This is a genomic window from Nocardia sp. NPDC058176 (assembly GCF_042883805.1).
In the GTDB taxonomy this organism is placed as follows: domain Bacteria; phylum Actinomycetota; class Actinomycetes; order Mycobacteriales; family Mycobacteriaceae; genus Nocardia.
Window position 1 is genome coordinate 24,905 of the sequence record NZ_JBHVVA010000001.1, and the last position, 25,494, is coordinate 50,398.

The 25,494-nt window shown below is 68.8% G+C and carries 29 protein-coding genes; 17 read left to right on the forward strand and 12 right to left on the reverse strand.

The annotated features are described in order from the left end of the window. Nucleotides 1–26 precede the first annotated feature (26 nt). Genes ACFVVM_RS00130 through ACFVVM_RS00140 form a run of 3 tightly spaced genes read left to right on the forward strand, consistent with a single transcriptional unit; the run spans nt 27 to nt 2,787 of the window. Nucleotides 27–1,091, forward strand: coding sequence for a thioesterase domain-containing protein (locus ACFVVM_RS00130; protein WP_387611193.1), 1,065 nt, complete (start codon nt 27–29; stop codon nt 1,089–1,091). Nucleotides 1,092–1,138: 47 nt separating this feature from the next. Further along, nucleotides 1,139–1,966 carry an ABC transporter permease gene (locus ACFVVM_RS00135; RefSeq protein WP_387611196.1) on the forward strand — a complete coding sequence of 276 codons (828 nt, stop codon included), beginning with the start codon at nt 1,139–1,141 and terminating at the stop codon, nt 1,964–1,966. Beyond that, a complete protein-coding gene (locus tag ACFVVM_RS00140) occupies nt 1,963–2,787 on the forward strand; it encodes an ABC transporter permease (RefSeq protein ID WP_387611198.1) in 825 nt (274 codons plus the stop codon). Before ACFVVM_RS00135 ends, ACFVVM_RS00140 begins: the two co-directional genes overlap by 4 nt. Here ACFVVM_RS00140 and ACFVVM_RS00145 read toward each other — a convergent pair. Beyond that, the gene (locus ACFVVM_RS00145) at nt 2,781–3,644 is read right to left on the reverse strand and encodes a helix-turn-helix domain-containing protein (protein ID WP_387611201.1); all 864 of its coding nucleotides are present in this window, start codon (nt 3,642–3,644) and stop codon (nt 2,781–2,783) included. The two genes, ACFVVM_RS00140 and ACFVVM_RS00145, sit on opposite strands and share 7 nt — an antisense overlap. 398 nt (nt 3,645–4,042) lie before the next feature. Here ACFVVM_RS00145 and ACFVVM_RS00150 point away from each other — a divergent pair, with 398 nt between their 5' ends. Next, on the forward strand, nt 4,043–4,402 hold the full coding sequence (locus ACFVVM_RS00150) for a DUF4254 domain-containing protein (protein ID WP_387611204.1): 360 nt from the start codon (nt 4,043–4,045) through the stop codon (nt 4,400–4,402). A 4-nt stretch (nt 4,403–4,406) separates the two neighbouring features. On the opposite strand, the gene ACFVVM_RS00155 is transcribed toward ACFVVM_RS00150, so the two are convergent. Continuing rightward, on the reverse strand, nt 4,407–5,120 hold the full coding sequence (locus tag ACFVVM_RS00155; RefSeq protein WP_387611207.1) for a GntR family transcriptional regulator: 714 nt from the start codon (nt 5,118–5,120) through the stop codon (nt 4,407–4,409). 95 nt (nt 5,121–5,215) lie between these two features. Here ACFVVM_RS00155 and ACFVVM_RS00160 point away from each other — a divergent pair, with 95 nt between their 5' ends. The 6 genes from ACFVVM_RS00160 (at nt 5,216) to ACFVVM_RS00185 (ending at nt 11,090) form a co-directional block, all read left to right on the forward strand. Further along, entirely contained in the window at nt 5,216–6,343 is a 1,128-nt protein-coding gene (locus ACFVVM_RS00160; RefSeq protein ID WP_387611210.1) for a TIGR03364 family FAD-dependent oxidoreductase, read from the forward strand. Nucleotides 6,344–6,351: 8 nt separating this feature from the next. Further along, nucleotides 6,352–7,035 (forward strand): phosphonatase-like hydrolase, encoded by a 684-nt coding sequence (locus ACFVVM_RS00165; protein ID WP_387611213.1) that lies wholly within the window; start codon nt 6,352–6,354, stop codon nt 7,033–7,035. 105 nt (nt 7,036–7,140) lie between these two features. Beyond that, nucleotides 7,141–8,154, forward strand: a complete 1,014-nt coding sequence (locus ACFVVM_RS00170) for a 2-aminoethylphosphonate ABC transporter substrate-binding protein (protein ID WP_387616667.1) — start codon at nt 7,141–7,143, stop codon at nt 8,152–8,154. A 28-nt stretch (nt 8,155–8,182) separates the two neighbouring features. Beyond that, nucleotides 8,183–9,394, forward strand: coding sequence for an ABC transporter ATP-binding protein (locus ACFVVM_RS00175; RefSeq protein WP_387611216.1), 1,212 nt, complete (start codon nt 8,183–8,185; stop codon nt 9,392–9,394). Continuing rightward, nucleotides 9,391–10,290 (forward strand): 2-aminoethylphosphonate ABC transporter permease subunit, encoded by a 900-nt coding sequence (locus ACFVVM_RS00180; RefSeq protein ID WP_387611219.1) that lies wholly within the window; start codon nt 9,391–9,393, stop codon nt 10,288–10,290. Before ACFVVM_RS00175 ends, ACFVVM_RS00180 begins: the two co-directional genes overlap by 4 nt. Before the next feature lie 2 nt (nt 10,291–10,292). Then, the gene (locus ACFVVM_RS00185) at nt 10,293–11,090 is read left to right on the forward strand and encodes an ABC transporter permease (protein WP_387611221.1); all 798 of its coding nucleotides are present in this window, start codon (nt 10,293–10,295) and stop codon (nt 11,088–11,090) included. A gap of 78 nt (nt 11,091–11,168) precedes the next feature. On the opposite strand, the gene ACFVVM_RS00190 is transcribed toward ACFVVM_RS00185, so the two are convergent. The 6 genes from ACFVVM_RS00190 to ACFVVM_RS00215 all read right to left on the reverse strand — a co-directional run bounded on the left by ACFVVM_RS00190 (nt 11,169) and on the right by ACFVVM_RS00215 (nt 15,073). Next, on the reverse strand, nt 11,169–11,579 hold the full coding sequence (locus ACFVVM_RS00190) for an arsenate reductase ArsC (RefSeq protein WP_387611223.1): 411 nt from the start codon (nt 11,577–11,579) through the stop codon (nt 11,169–11,171). 15 nt (nt 11,580–11,594) lie between these two features. Then, on the reverse strand, nt 11,595–12,263 hold the full coding sequence (locus tag ACFVVM_RS00195; protein ID WP_387611225.1) for an arsenate reductase ArsC: 669 nt from the start codon (nt 12,261–12,263) through the stop codon (nt 11,595–11,597). Further along, nucleotides 12,260–12,691: a low molecular weight phosphatase family protein gene (locus ACFVVM_RS00200; RefSeq protein WP_387611228.1), complete on the reverse strand. Its 432-nt coding sequence runs from the start codon at nt 12,689–12,691 to the stop codon at nt 12,260–12,262. The genes ACFVVM_RS00195 and ACFVVM_RS00200 overlap by 4 nt, the downstream gene beginning before the upstream one ends. Beyond that, nucleotides 12,688–13,788: an ACR3 family arsenite efflux transporter gene (gene arsB, locus ACFVVM_RS00205; RefSeq protein WP_387611231.1), complete on the reverse strand. Its 1,101-nt coding sequence runs from the start codon at nt 13,786–13,788 to the stop codon at nt 12,688–12,690. Before arsB ends, ACFVVM_RS00200 begins: the two co-directional genes overlap by 4 nt. Then, nucleotides 13,785–14,162 carry an ArsR/SmtB family transcription factor gene (locus tag ACFVVM_RS00210; protein WP_387611233.1) on the reverse strand — a complete coding sequence of 126 codons (378 nt, stop codon included), beginning with the start codon at nt 14,160–14,162 and terminating at the stop codon, nt 13,785–13,787. The genes arsB and ACFVVM_RS00210 overlap by 4 nt, the downstream gene beginning before the upstream one ends. A gap of 71 nt (nt 14,163–14,233) precedes the next feature. Next, nucleotides 14,234–15,073 carry a helix-turn-helix domain-containing GNAT family N-acetyltransferase gene (locus ACFVVM_RS00215; RefSeq protein WP_387611236.1) on the reverse strand — a complete coding sequence of 280 codons (840 nt, stop codon included), beginning with the start codon at nt 15,071–15,073 and terminating at the stop codon, nt 14,234–14,236. A gap of 100 nt (nt 15,074–15,173) precedes the next feature. Between ACFVVM_RS00215 and ACFVVM_RS00220 the strand changes: the two genes are divergently transcribed. The 3 genes from ACFVVM_RS00220 to ACFVVM_RS00230 are packed head-to-tail and all read left to right on the forward strand — an operon-like array spanning nt 15,174 to nt 18,848. Next, entirely contained in the window at nt 15,174–16,544 is a 1,371-nt protein-coding gene (locus ACFVVM_RS00220) for an NAD(P)-binding domain-containing protein (RefSeq protein WP_387611238.1), read from the forward strand. 10 nt (nt 16,545–16,554) lie between these two features. Next, complete coding sequence (locus ACFVVM_RS00225) at nt 16,555–17,778, forward strand: MFS transporter (RefSeq protein ID WP_387611241.1); 1,224 nt, start codon at nt 16,555–16,557, stop codon at nt 17,776–17,778. Next, nucleotides 17,775–18,848 carry a flavin-containing monooxygenase gene (locus ACFVVM_RS00230; protein ID WP_387611244.1) on the forward strand — a complete coding sequence of 358 codons (1,074 nt, stop codon included), beginning with the start codon at nt 17,775–17,777 and terminating at the stop codon, nt 18,846–18,848. Before ACFVVM_RS00225 ends, ACFVVM_RS00230 begins: the two co-directional genes overlap by 4 nt. Nucleotides 18,849–18,893: 45 nt before the next feature. On the opposite strand, the gene ACFVVM_RS00235 is transcribed toward ACFVVM_RS00230, so the two are convergent. Then, nucleotides 18,894–19,211 (reverse strand): hypothetical protein, encoded by a 318-nt coding sequence (locus tag ACFVVM_RS00235; protein WP_387611247.1) that lies wholly within the window; start codon nt 19,209–19,211, stop codon nt 18,894–18,896. A gap of 234 nt (nt 19,212–19,445) precedes the next feature. On the opposite strand from ACFVVM_RS00235, the gene pip reads away from it, so the two are divergent. Beyond that, the gene (pip, locus tag ACFVVM_RS00240; RefSeq protein WP_387611248.1) at nt 19,446–20,387 is read left to right on the forward strand and encodes a prolyl aminopeptidase; all 942 of its coding nucleotides are present in this window, start codon (nt 19,446–19,448) and stop codon (nt 20,385–20,387) included. Between the two features lie 12 nt (nt 20,388–20,399). On the opposite strand, the gene ACFVVM_RS00245 is transcribed toward pip, so the two are convergent. Both ACFVVM_RS00245 and ACFVVM_RS00250 read right to left on the reverse strand, forming a co-directional pair. Then, entirely contained in the window at nt 20,400–20,876 is a 477-nt protein-coding gene (locus ACFVVM_RS00245; protein WP_387611250.1) for a DUF1772 domain-containing protein, read from the reverse strand. A gap of 95 nt (nt 20,877–20,971) precedes the next feature. After that, nucleotides 20,972–21,571: a GNAT family N-acetyltransferase gene (locus ACFVVM_RS00250; RefSeq protein WP_387611252.1), complete on the reverse strand. Its 600-nt coding sequence runs from the start codon at nt 21,569–21,571 to the stop codon at nt 20,972–20,974. A gap of 134 nt (nt 21,572–21,705) precedes the next feature. Here ACFVVM_RS00250 and ACFVVM_RS00255 point away from each other — a divergent pair, with 134 nt between their 5' ends. After that, nucleotides 21,706–22,314 carry a DUF4126 domain-containing protein gene (locus tag ACFVVM_RS00255; protein WP_387611255.1) on the forward strand — a complete coding sequence of 203 codons (609 nt, stop codon included), beginning with the start codon at nt 21,706–21,708 and terminating at the stop codon, nt 22,312–22,314. Between the two features lie 77 nt (nt 22,315–22,391). On the opposite strand, the gene ACFVVM_RS00260 is transcribed toward ACFVVM_RS00255, so the two are convergent. Further along, the gene (locus ACFVVM_RS00260) at nt 22,392–23,402 is read right to left on the reverse strand and encodes an LLM class flavin-dependent oxidoreductase (protein WP_387611258.1); all 1,011 of its coding nucleotides are present in this window, start codon (nt 23,400–23,402) and stop codon (nt 22,392–22,394) included. A gap of 119 nt (nt 23,403–23,521) precedes the next feature. Between ACFVVM_RS00260 and ACFVVM_RS00265 the strand changes: the two genes are divergently transcribed. Then, the gene (locus tag ACFVVM_RS00265; RefSeq protein WP_387611261.1) at nt 23,522–23,998 is read left to right on the forward strand and encodes a MarR family winged helix-turn-helix transcriptional regulator; all 477 of its coding nucleotides are present in this window, start codon (nt 23,522–23,524) and stop codon (nt 23,996–23,998) included. A 46-nt stretch (nt 23,999–24,044) separates the two neighbouring features. Further along, a complete protein-coding gene (locus tag ACFVVM_RS00270) occupies nt 24,045–25,478 on the forward strand; it encodes a DHA2 family efflux MFS transporter permease subunit (protein WP_387611264.1) in 1,434 nt (477 codons plus the stop codon). The last annotated feature ends 16 nt before the right edge of the window (nt 25,479–25,494 follow it).

Consider the following 25,494-nt stretch of genomic DNA (forward strand, 5'->3'; position numbering starts at 1 on the left):
GCCGCACTGCCCCCGAAAGTATTGGGGTGGTGCGGGATTCGTACGACGTATTATTTGTTGTGCGCATTCACGACGACGCCGACGGCACACCGCCGATGGTCTGCGGGTTCGCGCCGGACCGCCCCGAGGACTGTCCGGCGGTGGACATCGATCCCCCGCGGGCCGGGTCGGCGGTCGACCCTGATCGCCCGGCCGTCCTCGGCCAGGCTGACGATCGGCTTGCGCTGGCGACGGTATTGCCGATCCGCCCGCGCGGCACCACCGTCGACGGCCCACCGCTGTTCTGCTTCGCCGGGGAAGCAGTACTCGCCTGGAGTTTCGCCGCCCTGGTGCCTTGCGTGGACCCGCGCGTCCCGATCTACGGCTTGCAGACGAATACCCCGGCCCCCACCATCGCGGCCCATGCGAGCCGACACCTTGCCGAGATCCGCCGCATCGCGCCACACGGCCCGTATCAGCTCCTCGGCTGGTCGGTCGGCGGATTGATCGCCCACGAGGTCGCCGTACGGCTGCGCGCCGCAGGCGAACAGGTCGCGGTCGTTCTGCTCGGCACCGGGCTGACCGCCCCCGGCCCGCCGGGCCTGGCGCCGATCGTGCCCGGGGGATCAGCCCGTACGCCGCCGCAACCTCCGACCGGGCCGGAACCTGCGACACTGCCGCGACCCACTACAACGCCGGGCACGGGCTTCGTCGACCGGTTCGCCATCGTGCTCGGGATCGACGCCGACATCGCCCATCTCAGCGTCGCCGAAGCCGATGCGCTCGCCGTGCGCTGGACGGATGCCCTCGGCCTCACCGGTGCCGACCTCGATCGCCTCGGCGAAACGAGCGCTGCCGTGGTGCGCGCGGCGTTGGGTCATCGACCGTCGGTGCTGGCCGGGGATCTGACCGTCTGCGTCCCCGGCCGCGCACCCGACGGCGGCGACCGGCCCGATCCCGGTGTGGACGTGCGCGACTGGCGCCCCTACGTCGCCGGGACGGTCACCGGCGTCGTCGTCGACGCGAGCCCCGGCGAACTGATCGATCCCGGGCTGATGCCCGACATCGCCGGGATCCTCGCCACCGTGTCCGCGCCACCGCAGTCTCGCTGACCGTGCCCGAATTCGCCACCACGGGCCGGATCGCGCACGATGGGGGCGTGCAGTTTTCCGACGAACCGGTCACCGGGCACGATCGGTCCGCGACCGGAGCGCTCGGCCAGTGGTGGGTGCTGGCGCGCCGGTTGATCCGGCCCTCGTGGCGGACCGGCGAGATCATCACCGCGATCGTGGCCCCGGTGGCGTTCACCGTCGGCTTCTACGTCCCGCTGAACCTGGTGATGACCGTGTACGGGCACGGCCTGAGCAGTTACGCCCAGTTCCTGATGCCGATGATCGTCATGCAGGCGGTCTCGTTCTGTGCCATCGCCGCCGCCTTCCGCTCGGCCACCGATGCCCGCGACGGCATCGACATCCGCTTCGCCACCCTGCCCATGCCCCGCTGGGTGCCGCTGGCGGCCCGGATCACCGCCGCCGCGCAGCGCTCGGTGACCGCGATCGCCGCCGCGCTCGTGTGCGGCACCCTGATCGGGTTCCGATTCTACGGAAGCTGGTGGCACACCCTCGGTTTCCTCGCCTTCTCGCTGCTGATCGCCACGGCGATGTGCTGCGGCGCCGACCTGATCGGCAGCGTGTCCGCCAGTCCGGAGGCCACCACCCAGGTGCTGGTGCTGCCCCAGCTGATCCTCGGCATGGTCTCCACCGGCTTCGCCCCGGCCGACCAGTTCCCCGGCTGGCTGCAGGGCTACGCCCGCAATCAGCCGGTCTCCCAGTTCGTGAACGGCTTGCGCGCTCTGGCGGGCGATTCCACGGGCAACGCGGGCTCGGTCGACTTCGCGACCCTCGGCCCCGGCCTGCTCTGGGCGGTCGGCCTGCTCGCCGGCTGCGCCGTGCTCGCCTGCAGGCACGCCACCCGGCGGACCGCATGACCGCGGGCACGGCGCGCGCCGACACCATGCCGACCGTGCGGCGCGACACCGAATCGCTGCGGATGCTGGTGCCGCAGACCCTGATCCACACCAAGCGCCTGCTCCTGCGCTGGTACCGCGACCCGCTCACAGTTATGCAGGCCCTGGTCTTTCCCGCCCTGCTGCTGGTGATGCTGAATTCGGTGCTCGGCAAGCAGGTCTCGTCGTTCGCGGGTGACAACGCGCTCTACGGCTCGGTGCCGATGATCGCGCTGGTCTCGGTGATGTCGGGCTCGCTGGCCGGTGCGGTCACGCTCGGCCGGGAGCGGGGTGAGGGACTGCTCGCGCGGTTCTGGGTGCTGCCGGTGCATCGCGCGTCGGGCCTGCTCTCGCGCATCGTGGCCGAGGGCGTGCGGATCGTGCTGTGCACGCTGGTGATCTTCGCGGTCGGTGTCGCGCTCGGCTTCCGGTTCACCCAGGGCCCGCTCGCCGCGCTGGCGCTGTTCGCCGTTCCGCTGGTCTACGGTCTGGCCTTCGCCACCATGGTCACCGCGCTGGCCGTGTACACCGCCAAAGCCGCGCTGGTCGAGGGCGTTTCGCTCGGTTCGTCGATGCTGATGTTCTTCAGCACCGGCTTCGTCCCGCTCACCGCCTACCCGGCCTGGGCCAAGCCGATCGTGGCCAACAATCCGCTGACCCACGCCATCGACACCATGCGCGGGCTCGCACTCGGCGGCCCGATCGGTGCCCCGCTGCTGGCGACCCTGGCCTGGTCGCTCGGCGCGATGGCGCTGTTCGCGCTGCCCGCCGCGTACGGATTCCGGCGCGCGAGCCGCTACTGAGCGATCGCGGCGCGCGCCTCGGCGAGCAGCACGGCCGAATCGCGCGGGCTCAACGCCATCGCGCGCAGCTGGTCGAAGATCACGCCGAAACGCCGGATCTCGGAGTGGCCTTCGACGAGGGTGTCGATGGCGAGGCTCTCCACGTACACCAGTTCCGGGTCGGCCGGATCGCGGAAATCGAGCAGGGTGAACGAACCGGCCATGCCGGGATGGGCGCCCGCGTCGAAGGGCAGGATCTGCAGGATCACGTTCTTACGCTTGGTCTCGGTGATCAGCCGGTCGAGCTGGCCCGCCATCACCGCGGGACCGCCGACGACCCTGCGTACGGCCGCCTCGTCCATCACGACCCACAGCTCCAGCGGGTCGTCCTTGGACAGGTTCACCGCGCGATCCATCCTGGCCTTGGCCCGGCTCTCCATGGTCGCCGCGTCGAGGCGCGGCATCGTGGTGTCGATGACGGCCGCCGCGTACTCGTAGGTCTGCAGCAGACCGGGCACGGTCGAGGTCTGGTACTGCCGCGCCGACAGCGCTTCCGCCTCGAAATTGATGTAAGTGGCATAGACATCGGAGACGGCGCCCTCGTAGGCGTGCGACATGCCCGGTTTCAACGCGTCGGTGAGCAGGCTGAGCGCCTCCTCGCGGATTTTGTCACTGACCTGATAGAGGTCGAGCATCGCGCCGAGGGTGCGGCGCTGCGGGCGGGCCTGCGCCATTTCGATCCGATACAGCGTGGTCACGTTGATACCGGTGCGGGCGCTGACATCTTCCTTGCTCAGCTGCGCGGCTTCGCGCAACTCGCGCAACATCGCGGCGAGGCGCCGCAGCCTGACGGTCAGTGTCGTGCGCTTACCTGCCATGAATCGCATTATTGCGCTGCGTGGCGTCGATGTCACGCGATCGGCGAAGACAGCGGGCCCGGCCGCGGTTACTGTGGTCAGAACGGTCGATGATGCGCCACGGACCGTCGTCGCGGCGCCGATGTGACCGCCGGTTCTGTCGAGGTGGCTTTACTGCATGAGTGACAACGCAATCTTGCGTTTCACGTTGTGAGCGAGCATGATCCAGTTAGCCTGGTTGCGAGCAATCCGAACAGAAGACCGGGATAACCGAATCGAGAGCCAATCATGTTGGTACATAAATCTTGGGTGTCGGGTGAATTCGGGGCGACGCGATGAGCGCGCCGGTGATGGGGGTACTTCCGACGGCGCCGCAATTGTTGTGCGCATTCCAGGGCCGTCGGTTTCAAGACCGTGAATTGTTGCGATCGGCGCATGCGCTCGCCGAGCTGCACGAACGGCGGGCACAGGTGCGTGACGCCGCGTTGATCGCCGAAATCGATTGCCGTCGAGGTGAACTCGTCGACGACATCAACGACTGGATCGTCGCCGAGGTGCCGATGCATCGCAGTGGCGCGTCACTGCACACCGAGAGCCTCGGTGCCGTGGTCGACCGCATGGCGCGTAGCTGGGTGGATGCCAATCAGGCCATCGACCTCAACGGCGCGCGCAGCGACAGCACACACAAGCACTGGTATCAGCTGGCCGAACTCGTCGACGGCTACACCGATCTGGTCACCGATGTGGCAGGCGGACGGCGAAGGCTGCCCGAACAGTAATTCGTCACGCCTGCTCGGGCGACAGCCTCGCCTCGAAGGCGACGCGGTCACCCCGGTACAGCGAGCGCACCCGCTCGATGGGTGCGCCGTCGGCGTCGACACTGCGCCGGTGCAGGAGCAGCATCGGCAGTGCGGTGGTGCAGTCGAGCAGTCCCGCCTCCCTTGGCGCAGCGAGGACGGTTTCGATGCGTTCGCGCGCACCGGCGAGTTCGACGCCGGTCGCGCGGATCGCGGCGTACAGCGAGGTGGTCGGGTCATAGCTGCCGCGCAGACCGGCGAAGCGGTGCAGGGGCAGGTAGGTGCTCTCCAGTCCGATGCGTTCACCGTCGGCGAGCAGTACCCGCTCCAGATGCATCACCTCGGTGCCCGGCGCCAGTTCCAGGTCGGCGGCGGTCTCCGCGTCCGCCGCGGCGTCCTCCCAGGTGACGAGGATGCGGCCGGGGGTGCGGCCGAGACTGATCGCGCCCTCGGTGTAGGACCGCAGGGACAGCGGCTGGGTGAGTTTGGGCCGGGAGACCACCGTGCCCCGGCCGAGGCGGCGAATCCGGCCCGCCACCAACAGTTCTCGTAAGGCCTGTCGCACCGTCTCGCGCGCGACGCCGAAGCGGGTGGCCAGCTCGCGTTCCGAGGGGACTGGGTCGCCTTCGTCGAGATCGGCCAGGATGGCGTCGATCTCGGTGCGAACCAGGAACACCTTCGGAACTCGCGTTGCGCCCATGCCGTCAGCGTACCCAATTGGTCTATACCAAAAATTAACTTGCCGTTCTCACTGCCCACACCTATCGGTCTAGACCATTTGCCACCATCGTCGGCATGCGATTGGTCATCATCGGTGGCGGGATACTCGGCACCGCACACGCCTGGGCGGCGATCGCCCGCGGCCACGAGGTCGTCCAGCTCGAACGCGAACGGGAAGCGCGCGGCGCGACGGTCCGCAACTTCGGCCTGGTCTGGGTTTCCGGGCGCTCGGCCGCGGAGCTGGACCTGACCCTGCGCTCCCGGGAACTGTGGGCCGAGATCGGCGGCCGCGTCGCCGGCGTCGGCTTCCGTCCCGCGGGCTCGATCACGCTGGTGCGCACGCGGGCCGAGCTCGCCGTCGCCGAGGCCGCTGCCGCCGGGCCCACCGCGGCCGCCCGCGGGTTCGCCCTGCTCGAGCCCGACGAGGTGCGTGCGGTCAATCCGGCACTGCGCGGCAAATACCTTGCCGGACTGCACTGTTCGACCGATGCCGCGGTGGAGTCACGCCAGGCGCTGCCCGCCCTGCGCGCCCACATGGCCGCCTCCGGCCGCTACACCTTCCACGAGGCCACCGAGGCCCGCTCGGTGCTCGACACCGGCTCGGGCGCGGTCGTCGTCGACGATCACGGGCGCCGCCACGAGGCCGATCTGGTGATCCACTGCCCCGGCGCCGCCCACACCGGGCTCACCCGCGAACTCGTCGCCGATCTGCCGGTGCGCCGGGTGCGGCTGCAGATGATGCAGACCGCGCCGCTGGACGAACCGCTCACCACCGCGATCGCCGACGGCGACAGCTTCCGCTACTACCCGGGATTCGCGGGCGCCGAGGTGGATTCGCTGGCCGCCGAGCAGTCCCAGACCGCGACCGCCGCCGAGCACAAGATGCAGCTGCTGTGCGTGCAGCGCCTGCACGGCGGCCTGACCATCGGCGACACCCACGAGTACACCGAGCCGTTCGCCTTCGACGTCGACGAGGCGCCCTACGACCACCTCACCGAGGTGACCGAGGAACTGCTCGGCCGCAAGCTGCCCAGGGTCGTGCGCCGCTGGGCCGGTGTCTACAGCCAGAGCGTCGACCCCGCCACCATCGTCACCCGCGTGCGCGCCGACACCAACGTCTGGGTCGTCACCGGCCCCGGCGGCCGCGGCATGACGCTGGGCCCCGCCATCGGCGAACAGACCGCCGACCAGATCGGACTGTGAGGAAAACCATGCCGGACAACATCATTCAGCTGGCCGTGCTCGACATGGCCGGAACCACCGTCGCCGACGGGGGACTGGTACTGCGCGCCTTCGAGGCCGCCGCGACCGCCGCCGGGATCGAGTCCGAGGGCCCGCGGCGTGAGCAGGCCCGCCGCTATGTCATCGACACCATGGGCCAGTCCAAGATCGAGGTCTTCCGCGCGCTGGTCGGTGACGAGGACGCGGCCCAGGCCGCCAATCTCGCCTTCGAAGCCGCCTACGACGCCTCGGTCACCGAAACCGACATCGCGCCCATTCCCGGTGCGGTCGAGGCGATCACCGCGCTGCGTGCGGCGGGCGTGCGAGTGGCGCTGACAACCGGCTTCAGCCGCGGCACGCAGGACAAGTTGCTGGCCGCTCTCGGCTGGGCGGACCTCGCCGACCTCACCCTCGCGCCCTCGGACGCGGGCCGCGGCCGCCCCTACCCCGACATGGTGCTGGCTGCCGCGCTGCGTCTCGGCGTCGACGCGGTCGACCGGATCGCCGTGCTCGGCGACACCACCAGCGACATCGCCACCGGTCTCGCCGCGGGTGCGGGCATCGTGGCGGGCGCCCTGACCGGCGCGCACACCGCCGAACAGCTGCGCGCGGCGGGCGCCACCCATGTCGTCACCTCCGTCGCCGAATTCCCCGCGCTGGTCCTGCGCCCCTGAATCGTCCCGGTAGCCACCGGGACAAGCCCACCGTCCCTGCGATCCCCTCTCGACATCGAAGCGAAAGTTGTTGTCATCGTGCGTACATCCCTCACCGCGCGCCGCCTGTCCAAGGTCGCGTTGCTGCTGGCCGGCGTCACCGCCGTCGCGTTCACCGCGGCCTGCGGCGGCACCGGCACCGAATCCGCGGACGGCCGGACCGTCACCGTGTACTCCGCCGACGGCGTCGGCGGCTGGTACAAGAACCGTTTCGACGAGTTCACCGCCGCGACCGGCATCGCGGTCAACCTGGTCGAGGCCGGGTCCGGCGAGGTGGTCAACCGGGTCGACAAGGAACAGTCCAATCCGCAGGCCGACGTGATCGTCACCCTGCCGCCGTTCATCCAGAAGGCCAAGAAGTCGGGCCTGTTGCAGCCCAGCGGCATCGACACCGCCGCGATCCCGGCCACCGACAAGGACGCCGACGGCACCTACGTGACCATGGCCAACAACTACCTGTGCTTCATCGCCAACCCCGCGGTCGACGCCTCCGCGCTGACCTGGGACGACCTGCTGAAGCCCGAGTACAAGGGCAAGCTGCAGTACTCGACGCCCGGCCAGGCCGGTGACGGCACCGCGGTGCTGGTGCTGCTGCAGCAGCTGCGCGGCAAGCAGGGCGCGCTGGACTACCTGACCGCGCTGCAGGCCAACAATGTCGGCCCGTCGTCCTCGACCGGCAAGCTGCAGGCCAAGGTCGACAAGGGTGAGCTGCTCATCGCCAACGGCGACGTGCAGATGAACCTGACCACGGTCAAGGAGAAGGGATCCAAATTCGACGTGTTCTTCCCGTCCGCCGACGGCAAGCGCACGACCGTGCCGGTGCCCTATGTGATGGGCCTGGCCAAGGGCGCCCCGCACAAGGACGACGCCGTCGAGCTGATGACCTTCCTGCTGGTCCCCGACGCCCAGTCCAAGCTGGCCCCCGAGGCGTTCGCCGTCTCGCCCCGCACCGATCTGACCGAATCCAGTGCGCCCGCGGAGGTACTGACCGGGGTCGAGGTGCTCGCGATCGACTGGGACGCGGTCCTGACCGACCTGGACGCCGATCTCGCGGCGTACCAGAAGGCCACCGGTAGCTGAATCCGGCCGCGCAGTAAGGGAGTTGACGATGTCCGACGGTGACCTCCGCACGAAGTCCGCTACCGCCGCCCAGCTCGGGACGGCAACGACGAACGAACCGGCGATCGTGTTCGACCGGGTCGGGGTCAGTTACGGCAGGGGCCGCAAGGCCGCCGTCGCGCTGGCCGATTTCACCCTGCGCGTCGCCGTCGGCGAGACCGTCGCGCTGCTCGGCCCGAGTGGGTCGGGCAAGTCGACCGCGCTCAAGGCGCTGGCCGGATTCGTCCGGCCCACCTCGGGCACGGTCCGGCTGGCCGGTCGTGACGTCACCGATCTCTCGCCCGCCAAACGCGGGATCGGTGTCGTCGTGCAGTCCTACGCGCTGTTCCCGCACATGAACGTGCACAGCAATGTGGCGTTCGGGCTGCGCTCGCACCGGGTGCCGCGCGCCGAACTCGGCGCGCGGGTCGCCGAGGCGCTGGCGATGGTGGGTATGGGCGGCTATGCCCAGCGGCTGCCGCGCGAATTGTCCGGTGGCCAGCAGCAGCGCGTGGCGATCGCCCGCGCGCTGGCCATCCGGCCCCGCGTCCTGCTGCTCGACGAGCCGCTGGCCGCGCTCGACGCGCAGCTGCGCCACTCGATGCTCGGTGAGCTGCAGCAGCTGCGCGAAGCCCTGCCCGACACCGCGATGCTGTATGTCACCCACGATCAGGCCGAGGCGCTGGCGTTGGCCGACCGGATCGCGGTGATGCGCGATGCCCGCCTCGTCGACATCGACACCGCCGAGAACCTGTGGCAGCGCCCGCCCACCGATTTCACCGCCGCCTTCCTCGGTGGCGCGAATCTGGTGCCGTGCACGGTGAATCACCTCGCCGGTACCGCCGCGCTGGTGACCGCGGGCACCAACACACTGCGCGCCGAGGCACCCCATCCCGGTGTCGGGGCCCAGGAGTGGGCGCCGGATGACGATGCGCTGCTGTGCATCCGGCCGCACACCGTGACCGTCGGTGCGACCACCGACCGAGACGCGTTGCGCGCCACCGTGTCGACCGCGGTCTGGCGGGGTGCGTCGACCCGGCTCGAGCTGGCGGTCGATGGAATGCCGGGTCAGCTCGCGGCCGACGTGCCGGGGCACTTCACCGGTGGAGTGGGTGCGGTGGTCGGTGTGCGGTTGCCGGACCCGGCCGGGGTACTGATTCCCCGTGCGGTCGGGACGGGTTCGCGTGTGGCCGAAGGCCCGGACACCGAGGGCGCGTCATGAGCGCTGTCGTTCTCGACCGTCCCGATCCGGCACCGCCGGCGAAAGTACCTGCGCCACAGCGCCGATGGTTGCCGATTCTGTGGACCTTGCCACCGGTGCTCGTCGTCCTCGGTATCGCGGGCTATCCGATCCTGCGGGTGCTCACCGAGTCCACGCAGACCCCGACCGGGCGCGGCACCGAGGTGTGGACCTCGGTGCTCGGCTCGGCCGCCTTCCGGGATGCGCTGTGGCGCACGGTGACCATCGCCGTCTGCTCGACGGTGGGCTGCTTGGTGCTCGGCACCTTCCTGGCCATCGTGCTCGCGTTCGTGCCGTTCCCCGGGTCCGGTCTGGTCGGGCGGCTCATCGACACGATCCTGACGCTGCCGTCGTTCCTGATCACCCTCGCCTTCACCTTCCTCTACGGCACGGCGGGCGCGGTGAACGCGCTGATCGCCGAATTGACCGGCGCCACCACCCCGGTCATCGACTTCCTGACCACCCCGCTGGGCGTGATCCTGGCCGAGATCACCTTCTTCACCCCGTTCGTGGTGCGACCGCTGCTGGCCGCGTTCGCGCAGCTGCCACGCGAACAACTCGACGTGGCGGCGAGTCTGGGCGCCTCGCCGTGGCGGGTGTTGCGCCAGGTGGTGCTGCCCGAGGCGTGGCCCGCGCTCGCGGCGGGCGGCAGTCTCGTTCTGCTGTTGACGCTCAACGAGTTCGGCATCGTGCTGTTCACCGGCGCCAAGGGTGTGATCACCCTGCCCGCGCTCATCTACACCCGCGGCATCGTCACCTTCGACCTGCCCGGCGCCGCCGTGCTCGCCTCGGTGCAGGTGCTGCTCTCGCTCACCCTCTACCTCACCTACCGGTTCGTCTTCGCCCGGTTCACCCGCACCCGCCCGAAGGGGGATTGATCGTGCTCGTCTGGACACCGCGGGGAAAGGCACTGGTCCTCGGCGTTTTCGCGCTTGTGGTCACGGTGGTCTTCGTCGCCCCGATCGCCACCGTGGTCGCCGCCGCACTGGCGGGCAGCTGGACCGGCCCACTGCCCTCGGATCTCGGCTTCGCCAATCTCGGCCACGCGCTGAGCGGCGAGCAGGCCGCCAGCCTCTCGGTGAGCCTGCAGACCGCCCTGCTGGCCGGGGCGATCTCGCTGATCCTCGGCACCTGGGCCGCCCTGGCCTCTCGGGAGGCACCCGGCTGGTTGCGCCGGATCACCGATGCGGTGTTCCACCTCCCGGTCGCCGTGCCCTCGGTCGCCATCGGCCTCGGCGTGCTCATCGCGTTCAACGAGCGCCCGATCCTGCTCGGCGGAACGAAGTGGATCGTCATTCTCGCCCACGCGGTGTTGGTGCTCGCCTACGCGTTCAGCGCCGTCTCCGCGGCCCTCGACCGCCTCGACCCCGCGTACCGCCAGGCCGCCGAATCCCTCGGCGCCGGGCCTGTCCGAGTGCTCTGCCAGATCACCCTGCCCCTGCTCCTGCCCGCGATGGGCGCCGCAGCGGGCCTGGCCGTCGCCCTGTCCATGGGTGAACTCGGCGCGACGATCATGGTCTACCCCGCCACCTGGAAAACCCTGCCGGTCAGCATCTTCGCCCAAACCGACCGCGGCGAGGTCTTCGACGCCGCCGCCGGGACCACGGTTCTGGTCGCGGTGACGCTGGTCGTGCTGGTACTGCTCGGACGGCTGAAAGGTCGTGCCGCGCTGCGCTGACGAATTCGCCCGGGTGGAGGAATCCAGGGCGCTGTCTCGCCGGTGCCGGATCGGTCCGATTCTGGGGCCGGTCCGGCGTCAGGCGTGGGTCGGCAGCAGTTCCGCGACGAGAGCTTCGACGCGGCGCCTGATCTCGTCGCGGATCGGTCGGACCGAGTCGATCCCTTTGCCCGCGGGATCGTCCAGGACCCAATCGCGATAACTGATCCCGGGAAACACCGGGCAGGTGTCGCCGCAGCCCATCGTGATCACGACATCGGAACTTTCCACCGCGTCGTAGGTGAGGATCTTCGGTGACTGATCAGCGATGTCGATACCGAGTTCGGCCATCGCCGCGACCGCGGCCGAATTGATCGTCTCAGCGGGCGCGCTCCCCGCGGACCGGACCTCGATGGCATCACCGACGAGGTGGGTTAGGAATCCGGCCGCCATCTGGGACCGTCCGGCGTTGTGCACGCAGACGAACAGCACGCTGGGCTTGATGCTCATGTGGGGCAATACCTTTCAGTTGGCCGGAAGGTCGAGTTCGGCGAGCAGGTGTCGGACACGGGTTTCGATCTCGTCGCGGATCGGCCGAACCGCGGTGAGGTCGAGTTCGGCGGGGTCGTCGAGATCCCATTCCTCGTAGCGGCGCCCGGGGTAGAGGGGGCAGGCGTCGCCACAGCCCATGGTGATGACGACGTCGGCGGCTTGGATGATCTCCTCGGTCCAGGGCTTCGGGAACTCGCCGGTGATGTCGATGCCCACCTCGGCCATGGCTTCAACGGCGACGGAGTTGATCTCCTCGCCGGGTTCGCGGCCGCCGGACCAGGCCACGGCCCGGTTCCCGGCGAGGTGGGTGAAGAACCCGAGCGCCATCTGGGACCGTCCGGCGTTGTGGGTGCACAGGAACAACACGGTCGGGGTGCCGGTGTGGGCTTTGCCCTCGACGCGGGCCAGGGCGTGCAGGCGTTGGCGGGCGAAGCGTTCGGCCAGTAGCGGCAGGTAGTTGATCACGGTCGCGCGTCCGGCGAACTGGCCGTAGGACGAGTGCAGGAACCGTTCGATGGTTTCCACGCCGAATGTGCCGTCGAACTCGCGTTGCAGGTGTGTGGCGGCGGTTTTCAGGGCGAGCTGCTGATCGATGGTCAGGTCGTGGCGGGTATGGGTGGGCGCGAGTGGGATGTCGCTCATGATGTGATCCGTCGCTCGGCGGGTGTGGTGAGTTCGGTGAGCAGGTTTTCGACGCGGGCGGCGATGTCGTCACGGACCAGGCGCATGCGTTCGATGCCGTCGATGCCGCGTTCGGAGGGTTCGTCGGTGTCCCAGTTGATGATTCGCACGTCATCGACCGGTTCGAGGTGGGCTTCGCTGCCGAGGGTCACGACCAGGCCGACCGAGCGGAGGAGGGCGGGGTCGATCGGTTTCGGGATCTCGGCGCGGATGTCGACACCGACTTCGAGCAACGATTGCGCCGACAGGTTGTTGACCGAGGTTCCGGGTTTGGTTCCGGCGGAATGGATCTCGACCCGACCCCCGGCGATGGCACGCATCAAACCCGCGGCCATCTGGGACTTGCCGCCGTTCTTGACGCACACGAACAGGACGGAAGGCGTGGTCATCGTTGGGTCACCCCTTCATCGACAGGCGAAGCGGGGGCGGATTTGAACCGTTTGCGCAGTGCCAGGGAGACATAGACCAGCCCGACCAGGACCGGTACCTCGATCAGCGGACCCACGACACCGGCGAGAGCCTGGCCGGAGGTGACGCCGTAGGTGGCGATCGCGACGGCGATGGCGAGTTCGAAATTGTTGCCCGCGGCGGTGAAGGCGAGGGTGGTGGTGCGTTCGTAGCCCAGGCCGAGGGCCGCGCCCATGGCGTAGCCGCCGCCCCACATGATTGCGAAGTAGGCCAGCAGTGGGATGGCGATACGGACGACGTCGAGGGGGTGCGAGGTGATCTGGTCGCCTTGTAGGGCGAACAGGATCACGATGGTGAAGAGCAGTCCGTAGAGCGCCCACGGCCCGATACGCGGCAGGAAGCTCGATTCGTACCAGGCACGGCCCTTGGTGCGCTCGCCGAAGCGGCGGGTGAGGAATCCGGCCAGCAGGGGAATGCCGAGGAAGATCAGCACCGATTTCGCGATCTGCCAGGGGGAGACGTCAATGGTGGCTTGTTCCAGGCCGAGCCAGCCGGGCAGGACCGACAGGTAGAACCAGCCCAGGACCGCGAACATGAACACCTGGAACACCGAGTTCAGCGCGACGAGCACGGCGGCGGCCTCCCGGTCACCGCAGGCCAGGTCGTTCCAGATGATGACCATGGCGATACAGCGAGCCAACCCGACGATGATCAGCCCGGTCCGGTACTCGGGGAGATCGGGGAGGAACAGCCAGGCCAGGGCGAACATCAGCGCGGGACCGAGCACCCAGTTCAACACCAGGGAGCTGATCAGGAGCTTGCGGTCGCCGGTGACGGAGTCGAGGCGGTCGTAACGGACCTTGGCCAGCACCGGGTACATCATGATCAGCAGCCCGATCGCGATCGGCAGCGAGATGCCATCGATCTCCACGGCCGACAACGCATCGCCGAGGCCGGGAATCATGCGCCCGAGCAGCAGTCCGGCAACCATCGCGACACCGATCCAGACCGGAAGGAACCGATCCAGGGTGGACAGCTTGCCGACGACAGCGGGGTGGTCCGTGGCGGTCGCGTTCACGTGCTGGCACCCTGGGCGGTGCCGCTCTCGACCAGCAGAACTTCCGAAAGTCGCTGCAGCGCTTCCGGAACCACCCGGTAATACACCCACGAGGCGCGGCGTTCGCTGTCGAGCAGTCCGGCCTCACGCAGCACCTTGAGGTGGTGGGAGATGGTGGGCTGGGTCAGCTCGATCCCGGTCGACAGGTCACAGACGCAGGCTTCCCCGTTCGCACGGGACGCGATCGTGCTCAGTAGCCGCAGCCGGACCGGATCCGACAGCGCCTTGAACACACTCGCGAGTTCCGCGGCATGTGGCTCGGACAGGGGCTCGCGCACCAGCGGCGCCGCGGAGCACGCCTGCACAGGCGTCACCACCAGCTTCGGCTTCGACATGCGCCTATATTGATCGATATCTATATGTCGAGGCAAGCGAACTTCAGGTGAACGCCGCCCGGCCGCGGTGGCTACCGAACCGGTGAGCGGCGTTCGAGCAGGACGGTGTCGCGCCAGACGCCGTCTCGCTGGGCGATGCGTTCACGCACGCCGACGGTGCGGTATCCGGCGCTGTGATGCAGGGCCAGCGAGGCGCGATTGTCGGTGAAGATCGAGGTCTGCAACGTCCACAAGCCATCGTCATCGGCCGCGAGCACCTGCTTGTGCAGCAGGGCTTTACCCACACCGCGGCCGCGATGGCCGTCCGCGACATGGACCGAGGTCTCGGCGACTCCGGCGTAGCAGTCGAGGCTCGATACCGCGTTGGCGGCGGTCCAGCCGACGACCTTTCCCTCGATCTCGGCGACCCATCGGTGTTCGGGCAGCCAGTGCTTGTCGAGGTACGCGCGGGTGGGGACCTCGGTCTCGAAGGTTGCGATTCCGGTGGCGATGCCCTCACCGTAGATGCGTCGCACAGCGGCCCAGTCGCCGGATTTCAGCGCCCGGACGGTGACGTCGACCGGCAGATCGCCGGGGCAGCACGGGCGAGGAGCGAGCAGGCCCATCACCGCGTCGGCCGCATGCGGAAGCCCGGCGCAGCAGGCCTCGTTGACGGTGACGATGGTGGCGGTGCCCTCCTTGTGCAGGCGCACGAAACCGACATCGGCGAGCTTGCGGACGTGGTGGGAGGTCGTGGACTGGCTGGTGCCGAGGATCTCGGTCAGCGCGCCGATCGTGATGCCTTTCGGGGTGGTCGCCACGGCATGGAGCAGGCGCACGCGTACCGGTTCGGCGAGGCAGGCGAACCATTCGGCGTAGGTGGCGGCCTCGCCGGTGGGCAGAACCTGGGCCTGGGGCAGGGCGATCGGCATGCCGTCAGTATATCGACGCGAATCGATGGTTGTATTCATCGACGCCAGTCGATACTCTCAGCGGTAGTTGATCGATCTGAGTCGATGAAAGAGGTTTGTGATGGATGCCCTGCCCGTTGTTGTCGTCGGTGCCGGTCCGGTCGGTCTCGCCGCCGCCGCCGAGCTCGCCCGCCGTGAACTGCCGTTCCTGCTCCTCGAACGCGGTGGGCATGCCGGTGCCGCGGTCGCGCAGTGGCATCACGTGCGGGTGTTCTCCCGCTGGGCCGAGCTGATCGCCCCGGCCGCACGACCGCTGCTCGACGCACGCGGTTGGACCGAGCCCGACCTCGAGGGTTATCCGACCGGCGCGGAGTGGGTCGAGAGCTACCTGCGTCCCCTCGGGGAAGCGCTCGGCGCCGCGGTCCGATTCGGCACCGAGGTGACCGGTGTGGCGCGCCGGGGCCGCGACCGGGTCGTCGACGCCGGACGCGACAGCGAACCGCTGACCGTGCACGTCCGCACCGCCGACGGCCGCGAGGAGCGGATCACCGCTCGCGCGGTCATCGACACGTCGGGGACCTGGACCACACCGAACCCCCTCGGCGGTGACGGACTGTCGGCGATCGGGGAAACCGCTGCGGCCCACAAGATCTCCTACCGCGTTCCCGATCTCACCGACTCCGATGTCGCCGCCCGGCACGCAGGCCACCATGTCGTCGTGGCCGGCAGCGGCCATTCCGCGCTCACCGCGCTGATCGTGCTCGCCGAATTGTCCGAGAAGCACCCCGGCACCCGCGTCACCTGGCTGCTGCGTCGCGGTGCGATCGGATCCACGTTCGGTGGTGGGCAGGCCGACGAACTCCCGGCCCGTGGTGCACTCGGCCTACGCGCCCGATCGGCCGTCGAAGCCGGACACATCCGCGTGGTCACGGGATTTCGCACCGAGACCGTCGAACGAGACGAGCACGACCGGCTCACGCTGATTCCCGCCGACGGTGACCCGGTCACCGATGTCGACGAAGTCATCGTCGCGACCGGCTTCCGCCCCGACCTGTCGTGGCTCTCCGAGATCCGCCTCGATCTCGATGCCACCCTGCAGGCGCCCACGAAACTGGCGCCACTGATCGACCCGAACGCCCACTCGTGCGGCACCGTCTATCCACACGGAGTCAACGAACTTTCCCACCCCGAACCCGATGTCTTCCTGGCCGGGATGAAGAGCTACGGCCGCGCGCCGACCTTCCTCGCGATGACCGGCTACGAGCAGGTCCGCTCCATCGTCGCCGCTCTCGCTGGAGACCACGCCGCCGCCGAACGGGTCGAACTGACCTTGCCCGACACCGGTGTCTGCGGCGGGTCCGGTGTGTTCGACGCCCCCGCCGAAGAATCCTCAGGCGGGTGCTGCTCGGCCCCGGCAGCGGTACAGGAGTTGACCCTCGGCGCGCCGACCGGGATCCAGGAACCGCCCTTGACCTCCTCTCCTGTGCGCTGAACCCGTAGCGATGCAGGATGTTTCGGCACCGGCACTGTCGGCCGCGTCCGGGTTGCGGCGGGTACTGGTGGTCTTGTGCGTCACCGAGATCACCAGCTGGGGAATCCTGTTCTACGCCTTCCCGGTGCTGCTCGGATCCATAGCCTCCGACACCGGCTGGTCGCCCACCGCACTGACCGCGGCGTTCTCGTCCGGACAGCTCCTCACCGCGGCGACCGGAATCCTGGTCGGTCGCCGACTCGACCGTCACGGTCCGCGGGTGGTGATGACGGCGGGATCGGTGCTCGCGGTCGCGGCGCTGATCGTCGTGGCGACGGCGCGAACCCTGACGGGCTTTGCGCTGGGTTGGGTGCTGGTCGGGGTGTCGATGGGCGCGGTGCTGTATCCGCCCGCGTTCGCCGCGTTGACCCGCTGGTACGGACCCGATCGGGTCCGGGCACTGACAGTGCTGACCCTCGCCGGCGGACTGGCTTCGACGGTGTTCGCACCGTTGACCGCCGCACTGGTGGCGCGAATGGACTGGCGTGCGACCTATCTGGTGCTCGCGGTGATCCTCGCGGTCGTGACCGTTCCTGGACACTGGTTCGGATTGCGATTGCCCTGGCAGCCTCGGCCCGAGGGCGAGACCGAGCAGCATCATCCGGGCGATCCCGGCGAGATCGCGCGGAGTCGGCCGTTTCTGGTGTTGGCGATCGCGTTGAGTGTCACCGGGTTCGCCTCGTTCGCGGTCGTGGTCACCCTCGTGCCGTTGATGACCGAACGCGGGATCTCCACCACCACCGCCGCGATCGCCCTCGGGCTGGGCGGGGTCGGGCAGGTCGTCAGCCGGGTCGGCTACAGCGCTTTCGCTGCCCGTACCAGCGTGCGCACCCGCACGACCGTCATCGTGGTCGCGATCGCCGCGACCACGATGCTGCTCGGAATCTTCACCACCGCAGCGGCTTTGACGGTCGCGGCGGTTCTGTCGGGTATGGCGCGCGGAGTGTTCACCCTGCTGCAGGCCACCGCGATCACCGACCGCTGGGGCTCGGCTCACTACGGGCAACTCTCCGGCCTGCTCTCCGCGCCGATGACGATCTCCCTGGCTTCGGCACCGTTCGCCGCCACTGCCCTGGCCGCCGGGCTCGGTGGCTATTCGACCACTTTCCTTGTCCTCGGCACGGCCGCCGCGGCCGCTGCGGCCTTGTCCCTGTCCACCATCCCGAAACTCTCACCGAAAGAGCAACACTCATGATCGACGCCATCGTCATCGGCGCGGGCCAGTCCGGACTCGCCGCTGCCCGCGCTCTCGCCGACCACCACCTCACACCGGTCGTGCTCGAAGCCGGACCGGAACCCGTCGGGTCCTGGCCGCGCTATTACGACAGCCTCACCCTGTTCTCGCCCGCGCGGTACAGCACCATGCCCGGCCTGGAATTTCCCGCCGAACCTGATCGCTACCCGCACCGCGACGACGTCGTCGACTACCTGCGCCGCTATGCCGAAACCCTCGGGGCCGACATCCGCACCAATACCTCCGTCACCACCGTCGGGGCCCACCCCGACAGCGGATTCGTCGTCGACACCGCCGACGGACAGCGGCTCCGCACCGCTGGAATCGTTGCCGCAACAGGATCTTTCGGAAACCCACACGTGCCTGATCTTCCCGGCCAGGACCGGTTCGCCGGTAGGATCACGCATGTCGCCGACTACCGTCGACCCGAGGACCACGCTGGGCAGCGGGTGATCGTCGTGGGCGGGGGAAACTCCGCGGTACAGGTCGCCTACGAACTCGCCGACCACGCGAGAGTCACTCTCGCCACCCACAACCCGATCAATTTCTTGCCCCAGCACCGCGATGGGCACGACATCCACCACTGGCTCGTGGCGACCGGGTTCGACCGGCTCCCGCCGGAATGGCTGATCCGCTATGTCGGCGGCACCCTGGTCATGGACACCGGCGACTACCAGCGCGCTGTCGAAACCGGTCGCATGGACCGCCGACCGATGTTCACCAGTTTCGACACCGAGACGATCACCTGGGCCGACGGCACCGTCGAATCGGTCGACACCGTGCTCTTCGCCACCGGCTATCGGCCCGACCTCGGCTATCTCGCCGAGCTCGGCGCCCTCGCCAACGGCTACCCACTCCACAGCGCGGGGGTGTCGACCACCCATCCGGGGTTGGTGTATGTCGGGTTGGAGTTCCAGCGATCGTTCTCCTCCAACACCTTGCGAGGGGTTCATCGAGACGCCGAACACGCCGTCGCCGCGCTGGCGGCGCACATCAAACAGGCGCCGGCTCTGGTAGGTCTACAGCCGTAGTGTTCGACTGTCCCACAGTGCCATTGGCGAATCCGCCGTGCCGAACTACGCCTGGATGACCTCGATGCCGACCAGGGCGTTGAGGGAATCGCAACTGGCCCAGGACTGGTTCTGGCCGTAGTGGGCGGGGCCGTACTTCCAGTAGACGAACGGGACGGGCCATGCGACGCAGGTGAGTTTCACCTGGTGCCAGGTCGGGCGCTCGCAGGTGGACATTCCGCCGGTGTTGAAGATGTTGTAGACGTGACAGTTGGCCTCCCACACCGGTACGTCGGCCTGGGCTACGCCGCCACCGGCGACCACAGCGGAAGCGGTGACGGCGGCAACAGCGGCGCCGGCGGCGAGTCTCTTCGCAGAAAGCATGTCGAACCTCCTGAATCGATGTTGTCTGGAAGATCGCTGGGGGATCGAGAATGTTACTCAGGCCACTTTTGGCGGTGCGCTTGCTATTGCCCGAATGTGCCGCTGATCGGGTTCTTCAGTCGAATATGGCGATACTCCGCGGTCGGATCGGGATGGTCGAGAATAATTTGCCGATTGCGGCGGGAAAGGTCGTCCTCGTCGGCGCAGTCCTCGATTCCACTAATCTCGGTAACCGTGCCGACTTCCTTTCCCCCGATCGATCCGTACGCCGACGGCATGCTCGAGGTCGGTGACGGAAACCAGGTGTACTGGTGCGCCAGTGGCAATCCCGCGGGCCTGCCCGCGCTGGTGGTGCACGGTGGGCCGGGGAGCGGGAGCGGTCCGGGGTCGCGGAAGTCGTTCGACCCGAACGTCTTCCGGATCGTGCAGTTCGATCAGCGCGGTTGCGGACGGAGCGTTCCGAGCGCCGTCGACCCGGGCACCGACATGTCGGTGAACACCACCGAGCACCTGATCGCGGACATGGAACGGCTGCGCACCCACCTCGGCGTCGACCGCTGGCTGCTGTACGGCGGGTCCTGGGGGTCCACGCTGATCCTCGCTTACGCCGAGCGGTATCCGGAGCGGGTCAGCGGGATTGTGCTGGTCGGCGTCACCAGCACCCGACGCCGCGAGATCGACTGGCTGTACCGGGGTGTCGCGCGGCTGCTGCCCGCCGAGTGGGAGCGCTTCGCGGCTGTTGTGCCCGGCGGCGACCTGGTCGAGGGCTATCGGCAGCTGCTGGAACACCCGGACGAGGCGGTGCGCCGCAACGCCGCGATCGAGTGGTGCCGCTGGGAGGACGCGGTGATCGCACACGAATCCGCGGGCAGCCCAGGGCAATACAGCGCCAGGCCGGATCGGGCCATGCTGGCCTTCGTCCGGATCTGCACGCACTACTTCGCGCATGCGGCGTGGCTCGACGAAGGTGTGCTGCTGCGCGAGGCCGGACGGCTGACCGGGATTCCCGGCGAACTGATCCACGGCCGCCTCGATCTCAGTGCCCCGCTCGACACCGCGTGGGAACTCGCGAAAGCCTGGCCGGACGCCCGCCTGCACGTGATCGACGACTCCGGCCACACCGGCAGTCCCGCCATGGGCGAGGCGGTCGTCGCTGCCATCGCCCGCTTCGCCTAGTCCGATCCGGGATCAGAACAGGATCAGCGCCGCGCAGAGTCCGGCGATGGCGATGAACTGAAGGGCTACCCGGTACTTCAGAATGCTGTCCCACTCGTCCTGCAGCGCACGGGCATCGGCCGGAATGATGCCGCTCCGCGCGGCGGCGGTCTGCTGGGTGTTGATCGGCTTGGCGACCCGGACGTAGAAGGCGAGCCAGGTCAGTAGCGCCGCCACGGTGATCCCTGCCGCGACCGCGGCGCCGAGCTGCCCGGCCAGCAGTGCGATCAGCAGCGTGAGCACCGCCGTGACGACACCACCCGCACCGACGACGGGCATCCGCTTGTCGCCGTAGTAGTGACCCCATCCCGCGCTCATGGTCACGGTCGCGTCATCGAGCTTGCGATACACCGATCGGGTGATCACCGCCCCGCAGACATCGGTGCCGTAGACGACGGCGTTGGTGAGAATGGCGGCGGCGGCAACGATCTGGCCGGTGACAATGAGCATTTCAGCACCTCTACTTGGAATCTAGCGACGCTAGATGTTGGAGCAACGGTAACACCGGGCCGCTAGTCTGTCTAGCATTGCTAGATTTCGGAGCGCTACCGCAGTCGGACCCGGTCACCTCGGATGCGGGCGTGCAGGTGCATGTCGTGTCGGCCGTCGTCGTGGACGGCGGCGCTGCGGCGGGTGCCCTCCAGGAGATACCCGGACTTCGTGGCAACCCGGCACGAGGCGTTGTTGCTGGTCGAGTGCTCCAATTCCAGGCGGTGGAAACCGATCTCGTCGATGGCCCAGGTGGAGAGCGAGGACAGGGCGCGGGAGGCGACACCGGCGCCGCGAGCGGACGGGAGCACCCAGTAGGCGAGAACGGCGGTGCCCTCGTCGAAGTCCAGGCTGCGCAACGCGATCCGGCCGAGCACCTCCGCGCCCGCGCGGGTGACGGCCCAGTGGCCTGCCTTCTCCTGCTGCCAGTCCTGACGGTAGGTGTCGAACCATTCCCTGACCTGGGTTTCGGTGGTGGGTCGGTTCGTGTGCCAGCGGCGGGTCTCGGTGTCCTGGTAGGCGGAGAGGAATGTGGGTGCGTCGGCCGGCTCCCAGGGGCGGAGCAGCAGGTTTCCGGAGGCCGGCAGCGTGGGTTGAGGGGAGTTGGCGAGGGTCCCGGCGGGGAGGGTGGGCGGCGTCGACAGTGTGCGAGTCATGGGCCATGATCGCCCGGCGACGGCGACGCCCGTCAAGGTCGGCGCGCGAGTTCGGGGAGCCGCGGTCCAACGCCATAACCCGACATCGACGCTGTTCAGGTCGCGATGTCGGTGAGCGGGCATAGGCTGAGCGGGTGTCGGTGCTGCCTCTGATCTTCACCGCGGGCTGGGCCAGCGGGATCAACGCATATGCGGTGGTGTTCCTACTCGGGGTGTTCGGGCGGATCGGGTGGGCCGATGACGTGCCCGCGGGGCTCGAGCGGACCGATGTGCTGGTCGCGGCGGGCGTGCTGTTCGTCATCGAGGCGGTCGCCGACAAGATCCCGTACCTGGATTCGTTCTGGGATGCCGTGCACACGGTGGTACGGCCCGCCTCGGGTGCGGTGGTGTCGGCCTTGATCGCGGGGCAGGACGATTCGCTGCCGACCCTGTTCGCCGCGGCGGTCGGCGGCACCACCGCGCTGGCCAGCCATATCGTCAAGGCGGGTACCAGGATGGCGGTCAACACTTCGCCGGAACCGGTCACCAACATCGCGCTGAGCACTGTCGAGGATCTCGGTGTCGGCGGCGTCATCACCCTGGCCGTGTTCTTCCCGATCCTGGCGGCGGTGATCGCCGCGATCGCACTGGCGATCGGACTCTGGGTGGTCTACCTGTGTGCCAGCAGAATTCGCCGCTACCGGCGCCGCAGGGGTGAACGCCGCGCCGCCCACCGTGCGGGCCGAGATCCGGCCCTCGAATAGGCAGCGCGAACTCTCGGTGGGCCGAGGTTCGGCGCCCCGCCCGGCGATCGGTCAGCCGTGCGGGGCGCCGTCCCACATCACCTCACCTGTGGCGCCACCTTCGTGCCCAGCAGATCGATGCTGTGCAGCACCTGTTCCGGCGGCAGCGTGCCGACACTGGTGTGCAGCATGAAGCGGTCGAGCCCGAGGTCGTCGCGCACCTCGGCGATCTTGCCCGCCACGTAGTCGGGGGTGCCGACGAACAGTGAACCTTCCGGCGAGCGCAGGGCGTCGAACTGCGCGTGGGTCATCGGACCCCAGCCGCGTTCACGCCCGATGACCGACATGGCCAACGCGTAGGGCGCGTAGAAATCGGCCACGGCCTGCTCCTCGGTATCGGCGACGTACCCGTGCGCGTGCACCGCCACCGGCTGCTTCTCGTGGCCGCCCTCGGCCAGCGCGCGGTGGTACAGCTCGACCAGCGGCTTGAACCGGGCGGGCTGACCGCCGATGATCGCGATGGCCAACGGCAGGCCGAGCAGCCCGGCACGGATCACCGACTCTGGACTCCCGCCGACCGCGATCCACACCGGCAGCGGCCGATCGTCGGTGCGCGGATACACCGTGACATCGCGCAGCGGCGCCCGGAACTTCCCCGACCAGGTGACCGGATCATCGCCGCGCAGGTGCAGCAGCAGAGCCAGCTTCTCCTCGAACAGCTCGTCGTAGTCGCCCAGGTCGTAGCCGAACAGCGGGAACGACTCGGTGAACGACCCGCGACCGGCCATCAGCTCCGCGCGGCCGTTCGACAGCCCGTCCAGGGTGGCGAAGTCCTGATAGACCCGGACCGGATCGTCGGAGCTGAGCACGGTGACCGCGCTGGTCAACTGGATGCGTTCGGTCCGGGCCGCGGCGGCGGCCAGGACGACGGCGGGGGAGGAAGCGGCGAAATCCTTGCGATGGTGTTCGCCGACGCCGTAGACGTCGAGTCCCGCGGCCTCGGTCGCGACGGCTTCGTCGACGACCTGGCGCAGGCGTTGGGCGGCGGTCGGCGCGGGCCGGTCGCCGGTCGGGTACAGCTCGGCGAAGGTGGTCAGCCCCAGTTCCATGTGAACCTCGTTTCCGGGAGTCGGTCTACTCACGGCATAAACGGACCGTGGTCCGAAATGATTCCCCGCATCATTGTGGCTGGTAGCAGACTATCTATGACGAAACTATGATGGACCGCATGACGGCCCCGGCGAACACGCGCACCGAACCCGACCTGTCCTACCTGCTCGACCGCACCAGTCATGTCCTGCGCACGCGGATGGCCTCCGCGCTCGGGGAGATCGGGCTGACGGCCCGCATGCACTGCGTGCTGGTGCACGCCATGGAGGCCGAGCGCACCCAGGCGCAGCTCGCCGACCTCGGTGACATGGACAAGACGACGATGGTCGTCACCGTCGACGCGCTGGAGAAGGCCGGTCTGGCCGAGCGCAAACCGTCGAGCACCGACCGCCGCGCCCGCATCATCTCGGTGACCCTCGCGGGTGCCGAACTGGCCGCGCGCAGTGTCGAGATCGCCGACGGCGTCCACGAGTCGGTCCTCGGATCGTTGCCGCCGCAAGAGCGGGATGTGCTGCTGCGCGCGCTGAATCGCCTGGTCGAGGGGGAGCTGTCGACCGCGGTGGAAGCGACCTGCGCGCGCCGCGCCCGGCAATAGTCCGTCATAGATTGTCTGCAACGGAACTATCTAGTACGGTCCTTTCATGACCAAATCCCAGCGCGTCGCGCTCGCTGTGCTCTCGGCCGCGATGTTGATGACCATCCTCGACGGCAGCATCGTCACCGTCGCCATGCCGGCGATCCAGGACGATCTCGGCTTCTCGCCCGCCGGTCTGAGCTGGACCGTGAACGCCTATCTGATCGCCTTCGGCGGTCTGCTCCTGCTGGCCGGTCGCCTCGGTGACCTGATCGGCCGCAAGACGATGTTCCTCACCGGCACTGTCGTTTTCACCGTCGCCTCGCTGCTGGCCGGTGCGGCCACCAGCCCCGCGATGCTGGTCGGCGCCCGCTTCCTGCAGGGTGTCGGCAGCGCGATCTCGGCCTCGGTGGTGCTCGGCATCCTGGTCACGATCTTCACCGGAAAGCGCGAACGAGCCACGGCCATCGGCGTTTTCGCCTTCACCGGTGCCGCGGGCGCCTCCATCGGCCAGGTCCTGGGCGGCGTGCTCACCGACGCGCTGAACTGGCACTGGATCTTCCTGATCAACGTGCCGATCGGGGTACTGACCATCGCGGTGGCGATCAAGGCGCTGCCCGCCGACCGTGGACTCGGGCTGGCCGCGGGCGCCGACGTTCTCGGCGCGATCCTGGTGACCGCCGGGCTGATGCTGGGCATCTACACCGTCGTCGAGGTCGAGACCTACGGCTGGGCCTCGTCGCACACCCTGGGCCTCGGTGCCCTGGCCGCCGCCCTGCTCGCCGCCTTCGTCGCGCGCCAGGCCACTGCCCGCACGCCACTGCTGCCGCTGCGGATCTTCCGCTCCCGCAACGTCTCCGGCGCCAACGTCGTGCAGATGCTCGCACTGGCCGCCATGTTCGCCTTCCAGATCATCGTCGCGCTCTACCTGCAGAAGGTGCTCGGGTACACCGCGCTGCAGACCGGCCTGGCCATGCTGCCCGCCGCACTGGCCATCGGCACGGTGTCGCTGTTCGCCTCCGCGCGACTGGTCACCCGGTTCGGGGAACGGGCCGTGCTCATCTCCGGTCTGGTGTTGCTGCTGATCGGGATGTCGTGGCTGATGCGGTTGCCCACCGAGGCCGTCTATGTCACCGACCTGCTGCCGATGATGGTGCTGATCGCCGGTGGCGGTCTGGTGCTGCCCACCCTCACCGCCCTGGCGATGTCGGGTGCCGAGGCCGACGACGCCGGACTGGCCTCGGGCCTGTTCAACACCTCCCAGCAGGTCGGCATGGCGATCGGCGTCGCGGTCCTGTCCACCCTCGCCGCCGCCCGCACGGGCGCCGAGCTCGCGGCGGGTGCGTCCGAGGCGGACGCGCTGACCAGCGGCTACCGGCTGGCGTTCACGGTGGCCGCCGGACTGCTCGCGGCGGCGCTGGTCATCAGCGTCACGGTGCTGCGCCGACCCGGCGCACCCGCCGCGTCCGCACCGGTCGCCGATACCGTCGCCGTGCACTGAGCGGCGGCGACGGTAT

Excerpts from the sequence above, each read along its gene's own strand:
- ACFVVM_RS00140 (WP_387611198.1), top strand. The coding sequence starts at position 1,963 with ATGACCGCGGGCACGGCGCGCGCCGACACCATGCCGACCGTGCGGCGC.
- ACFVVM_RS00145 (WP_387611201.1), bottom strand. The coding sequence starts at position 3,644 with ATGGCAGGTAAGCGCACGACACTGACCGTCAGGCTGCGGCGCCTCGCC.
- ACFVVM_RS00155 (WP_387611207.1), bottom strand. The coding sequence starts at position 5,120 with ATGGGCGCAACGCGAGTTCCGAAGGTGTTCCTGGTTCGCACCGAGATC.
- ACFVVM_RS00160 (WP_387611210.1), top strand. The coding sequence starts at position 5,216 with ATGCGATTGGTCATCATCGGTGGCGGGATACTCGGCACCGCACACGCC.
- ACFVVM_RS00165 (WP_387611213.1), top strand. The coding sequence starts at position 6,352 with ATGCCGGACAACATCATTCAGCTGGCCGTGCTCGACATGGCCGGAACC.
- ACFVVM_RS00175 (WP_387611216.1), top strand. The coding sequence starts at position 8,183 with ATGTCCGACGGTGACCTCCGCACGAAGTCCGCTACCGCCGCCCAGCTC.
- ACFVVM_RS00180 (WP_387611219.1), top strand. The coding sequence starts at position 9,391 with ATGAGCGCTGTCGTTCTCGACCGTCCCGATCCGGCACCGCCGGCGAAA.
- ACFVVM_RS00190 (WP_387611223.1), bottom strand. The coding sequence starts at position 11,579 with ATGAGCATCAAGCCCAGCGTGCTGTTCGTCTGCGTGCACAACGCCGGA.
- ACFVVM_RS00195 (WP_387611225.1), bottom strand. The coding sequence starts at position 12,263 with ATGAGCGACATCCCACTCGCGCCCACCCATACCCGCCACGACCTGACC.
- ACFVVM_RS00200 (WP_387611228.1), bottom strand. The coding sequence starts at position 12,691 with ATGACCACGCCTTCCGTCCTGTTCGTGTGCGTCAAGAACGGCGGCAAG.
- ACFVVM_RS00210 (WP_387611233.1), bottom strand. The coding sequence starts at position 14,162 with ATGTCGAAGCCGAAGCTGGTGGTGACGCCTGTGCAGGCGTGCTCCGCG.
- ACFVVM_RS00215 (WP_387611236.1), bottom strand. The coding sequence starts at position 15,073 with ATGCCGATCGCCCTGCCCCAGGCCCAGGTTCTGCCCACCGGCGAGGCC.
- ACFVVM_RS00220 (WP_387611238.1), top strand. The coding sequence starts at position 15,174 with ATGGATGCCCTGCCCGTTGTTGTCGTCGGTGCCGGTCCGGTCGGTCTC.
- ACFVVM_RS00225 (WP_387611241.1), top strand. The coding sequence starts at position 16,555 with ATGCAGGATGTTTCGGCACCGGCACTGTCGGCCGCGTCCGGGTTGCGG.
- ACFVVM_RS00230 (WP_387611244.1), top strand. The coding sequence starts at position 17,775 with ATGATCGACGCCATCGTCATCGGCGCGGGCCAGTCCGGACTCGCCGCT.
- ACFVVM_RS00235 (WP_387611247.1), bottom strand. The coding sequence starts at position 19,211 with ATGCTTTCTGCGAAGAGACTCGCCGCCGGCGCCGCTGTTGCCGCCGTC.
- ACFVVM_RS00245 (WP_387611250.1), bottom strand. The coding sequence starts at position 20,876 with ATGCTCATTGTCACCGGCCAGATCGTTGCCGCCGCCGCCATTCTCACC.
- ACFVVM_RS00250 (WP_387611252.1), bottom strand. The coding sequence starts at position 21,571 with ATGACTCGCACACTGTCGACGCCGCCCACCCTCCCCGCCGGGACCCTC.
- ACFVVM_RS00260 (WP_387611258.1), bottom strand. The coding sequence starts at position 23,402 with ATGGAACTGGGGCTGACCACCTTCGCCGAGCTGTACCCGACCGGCGAC.
- ACFVVM_RS00265 (WP_387611261.1), top strand. The coding sequence starts at position 23,522 with ATGACGGCCCCGGCGAACACGCGCACCGAACCCGACCTGTCCTACCTG.
- ACFVVM_RS00270 (WP_387611264.1), top strand. The coding sequence starts at position 24,045 with ATGACCAAATCCCAGCGCGTCGCGCTCGCTGTGCTCTCGGCCGCGATG.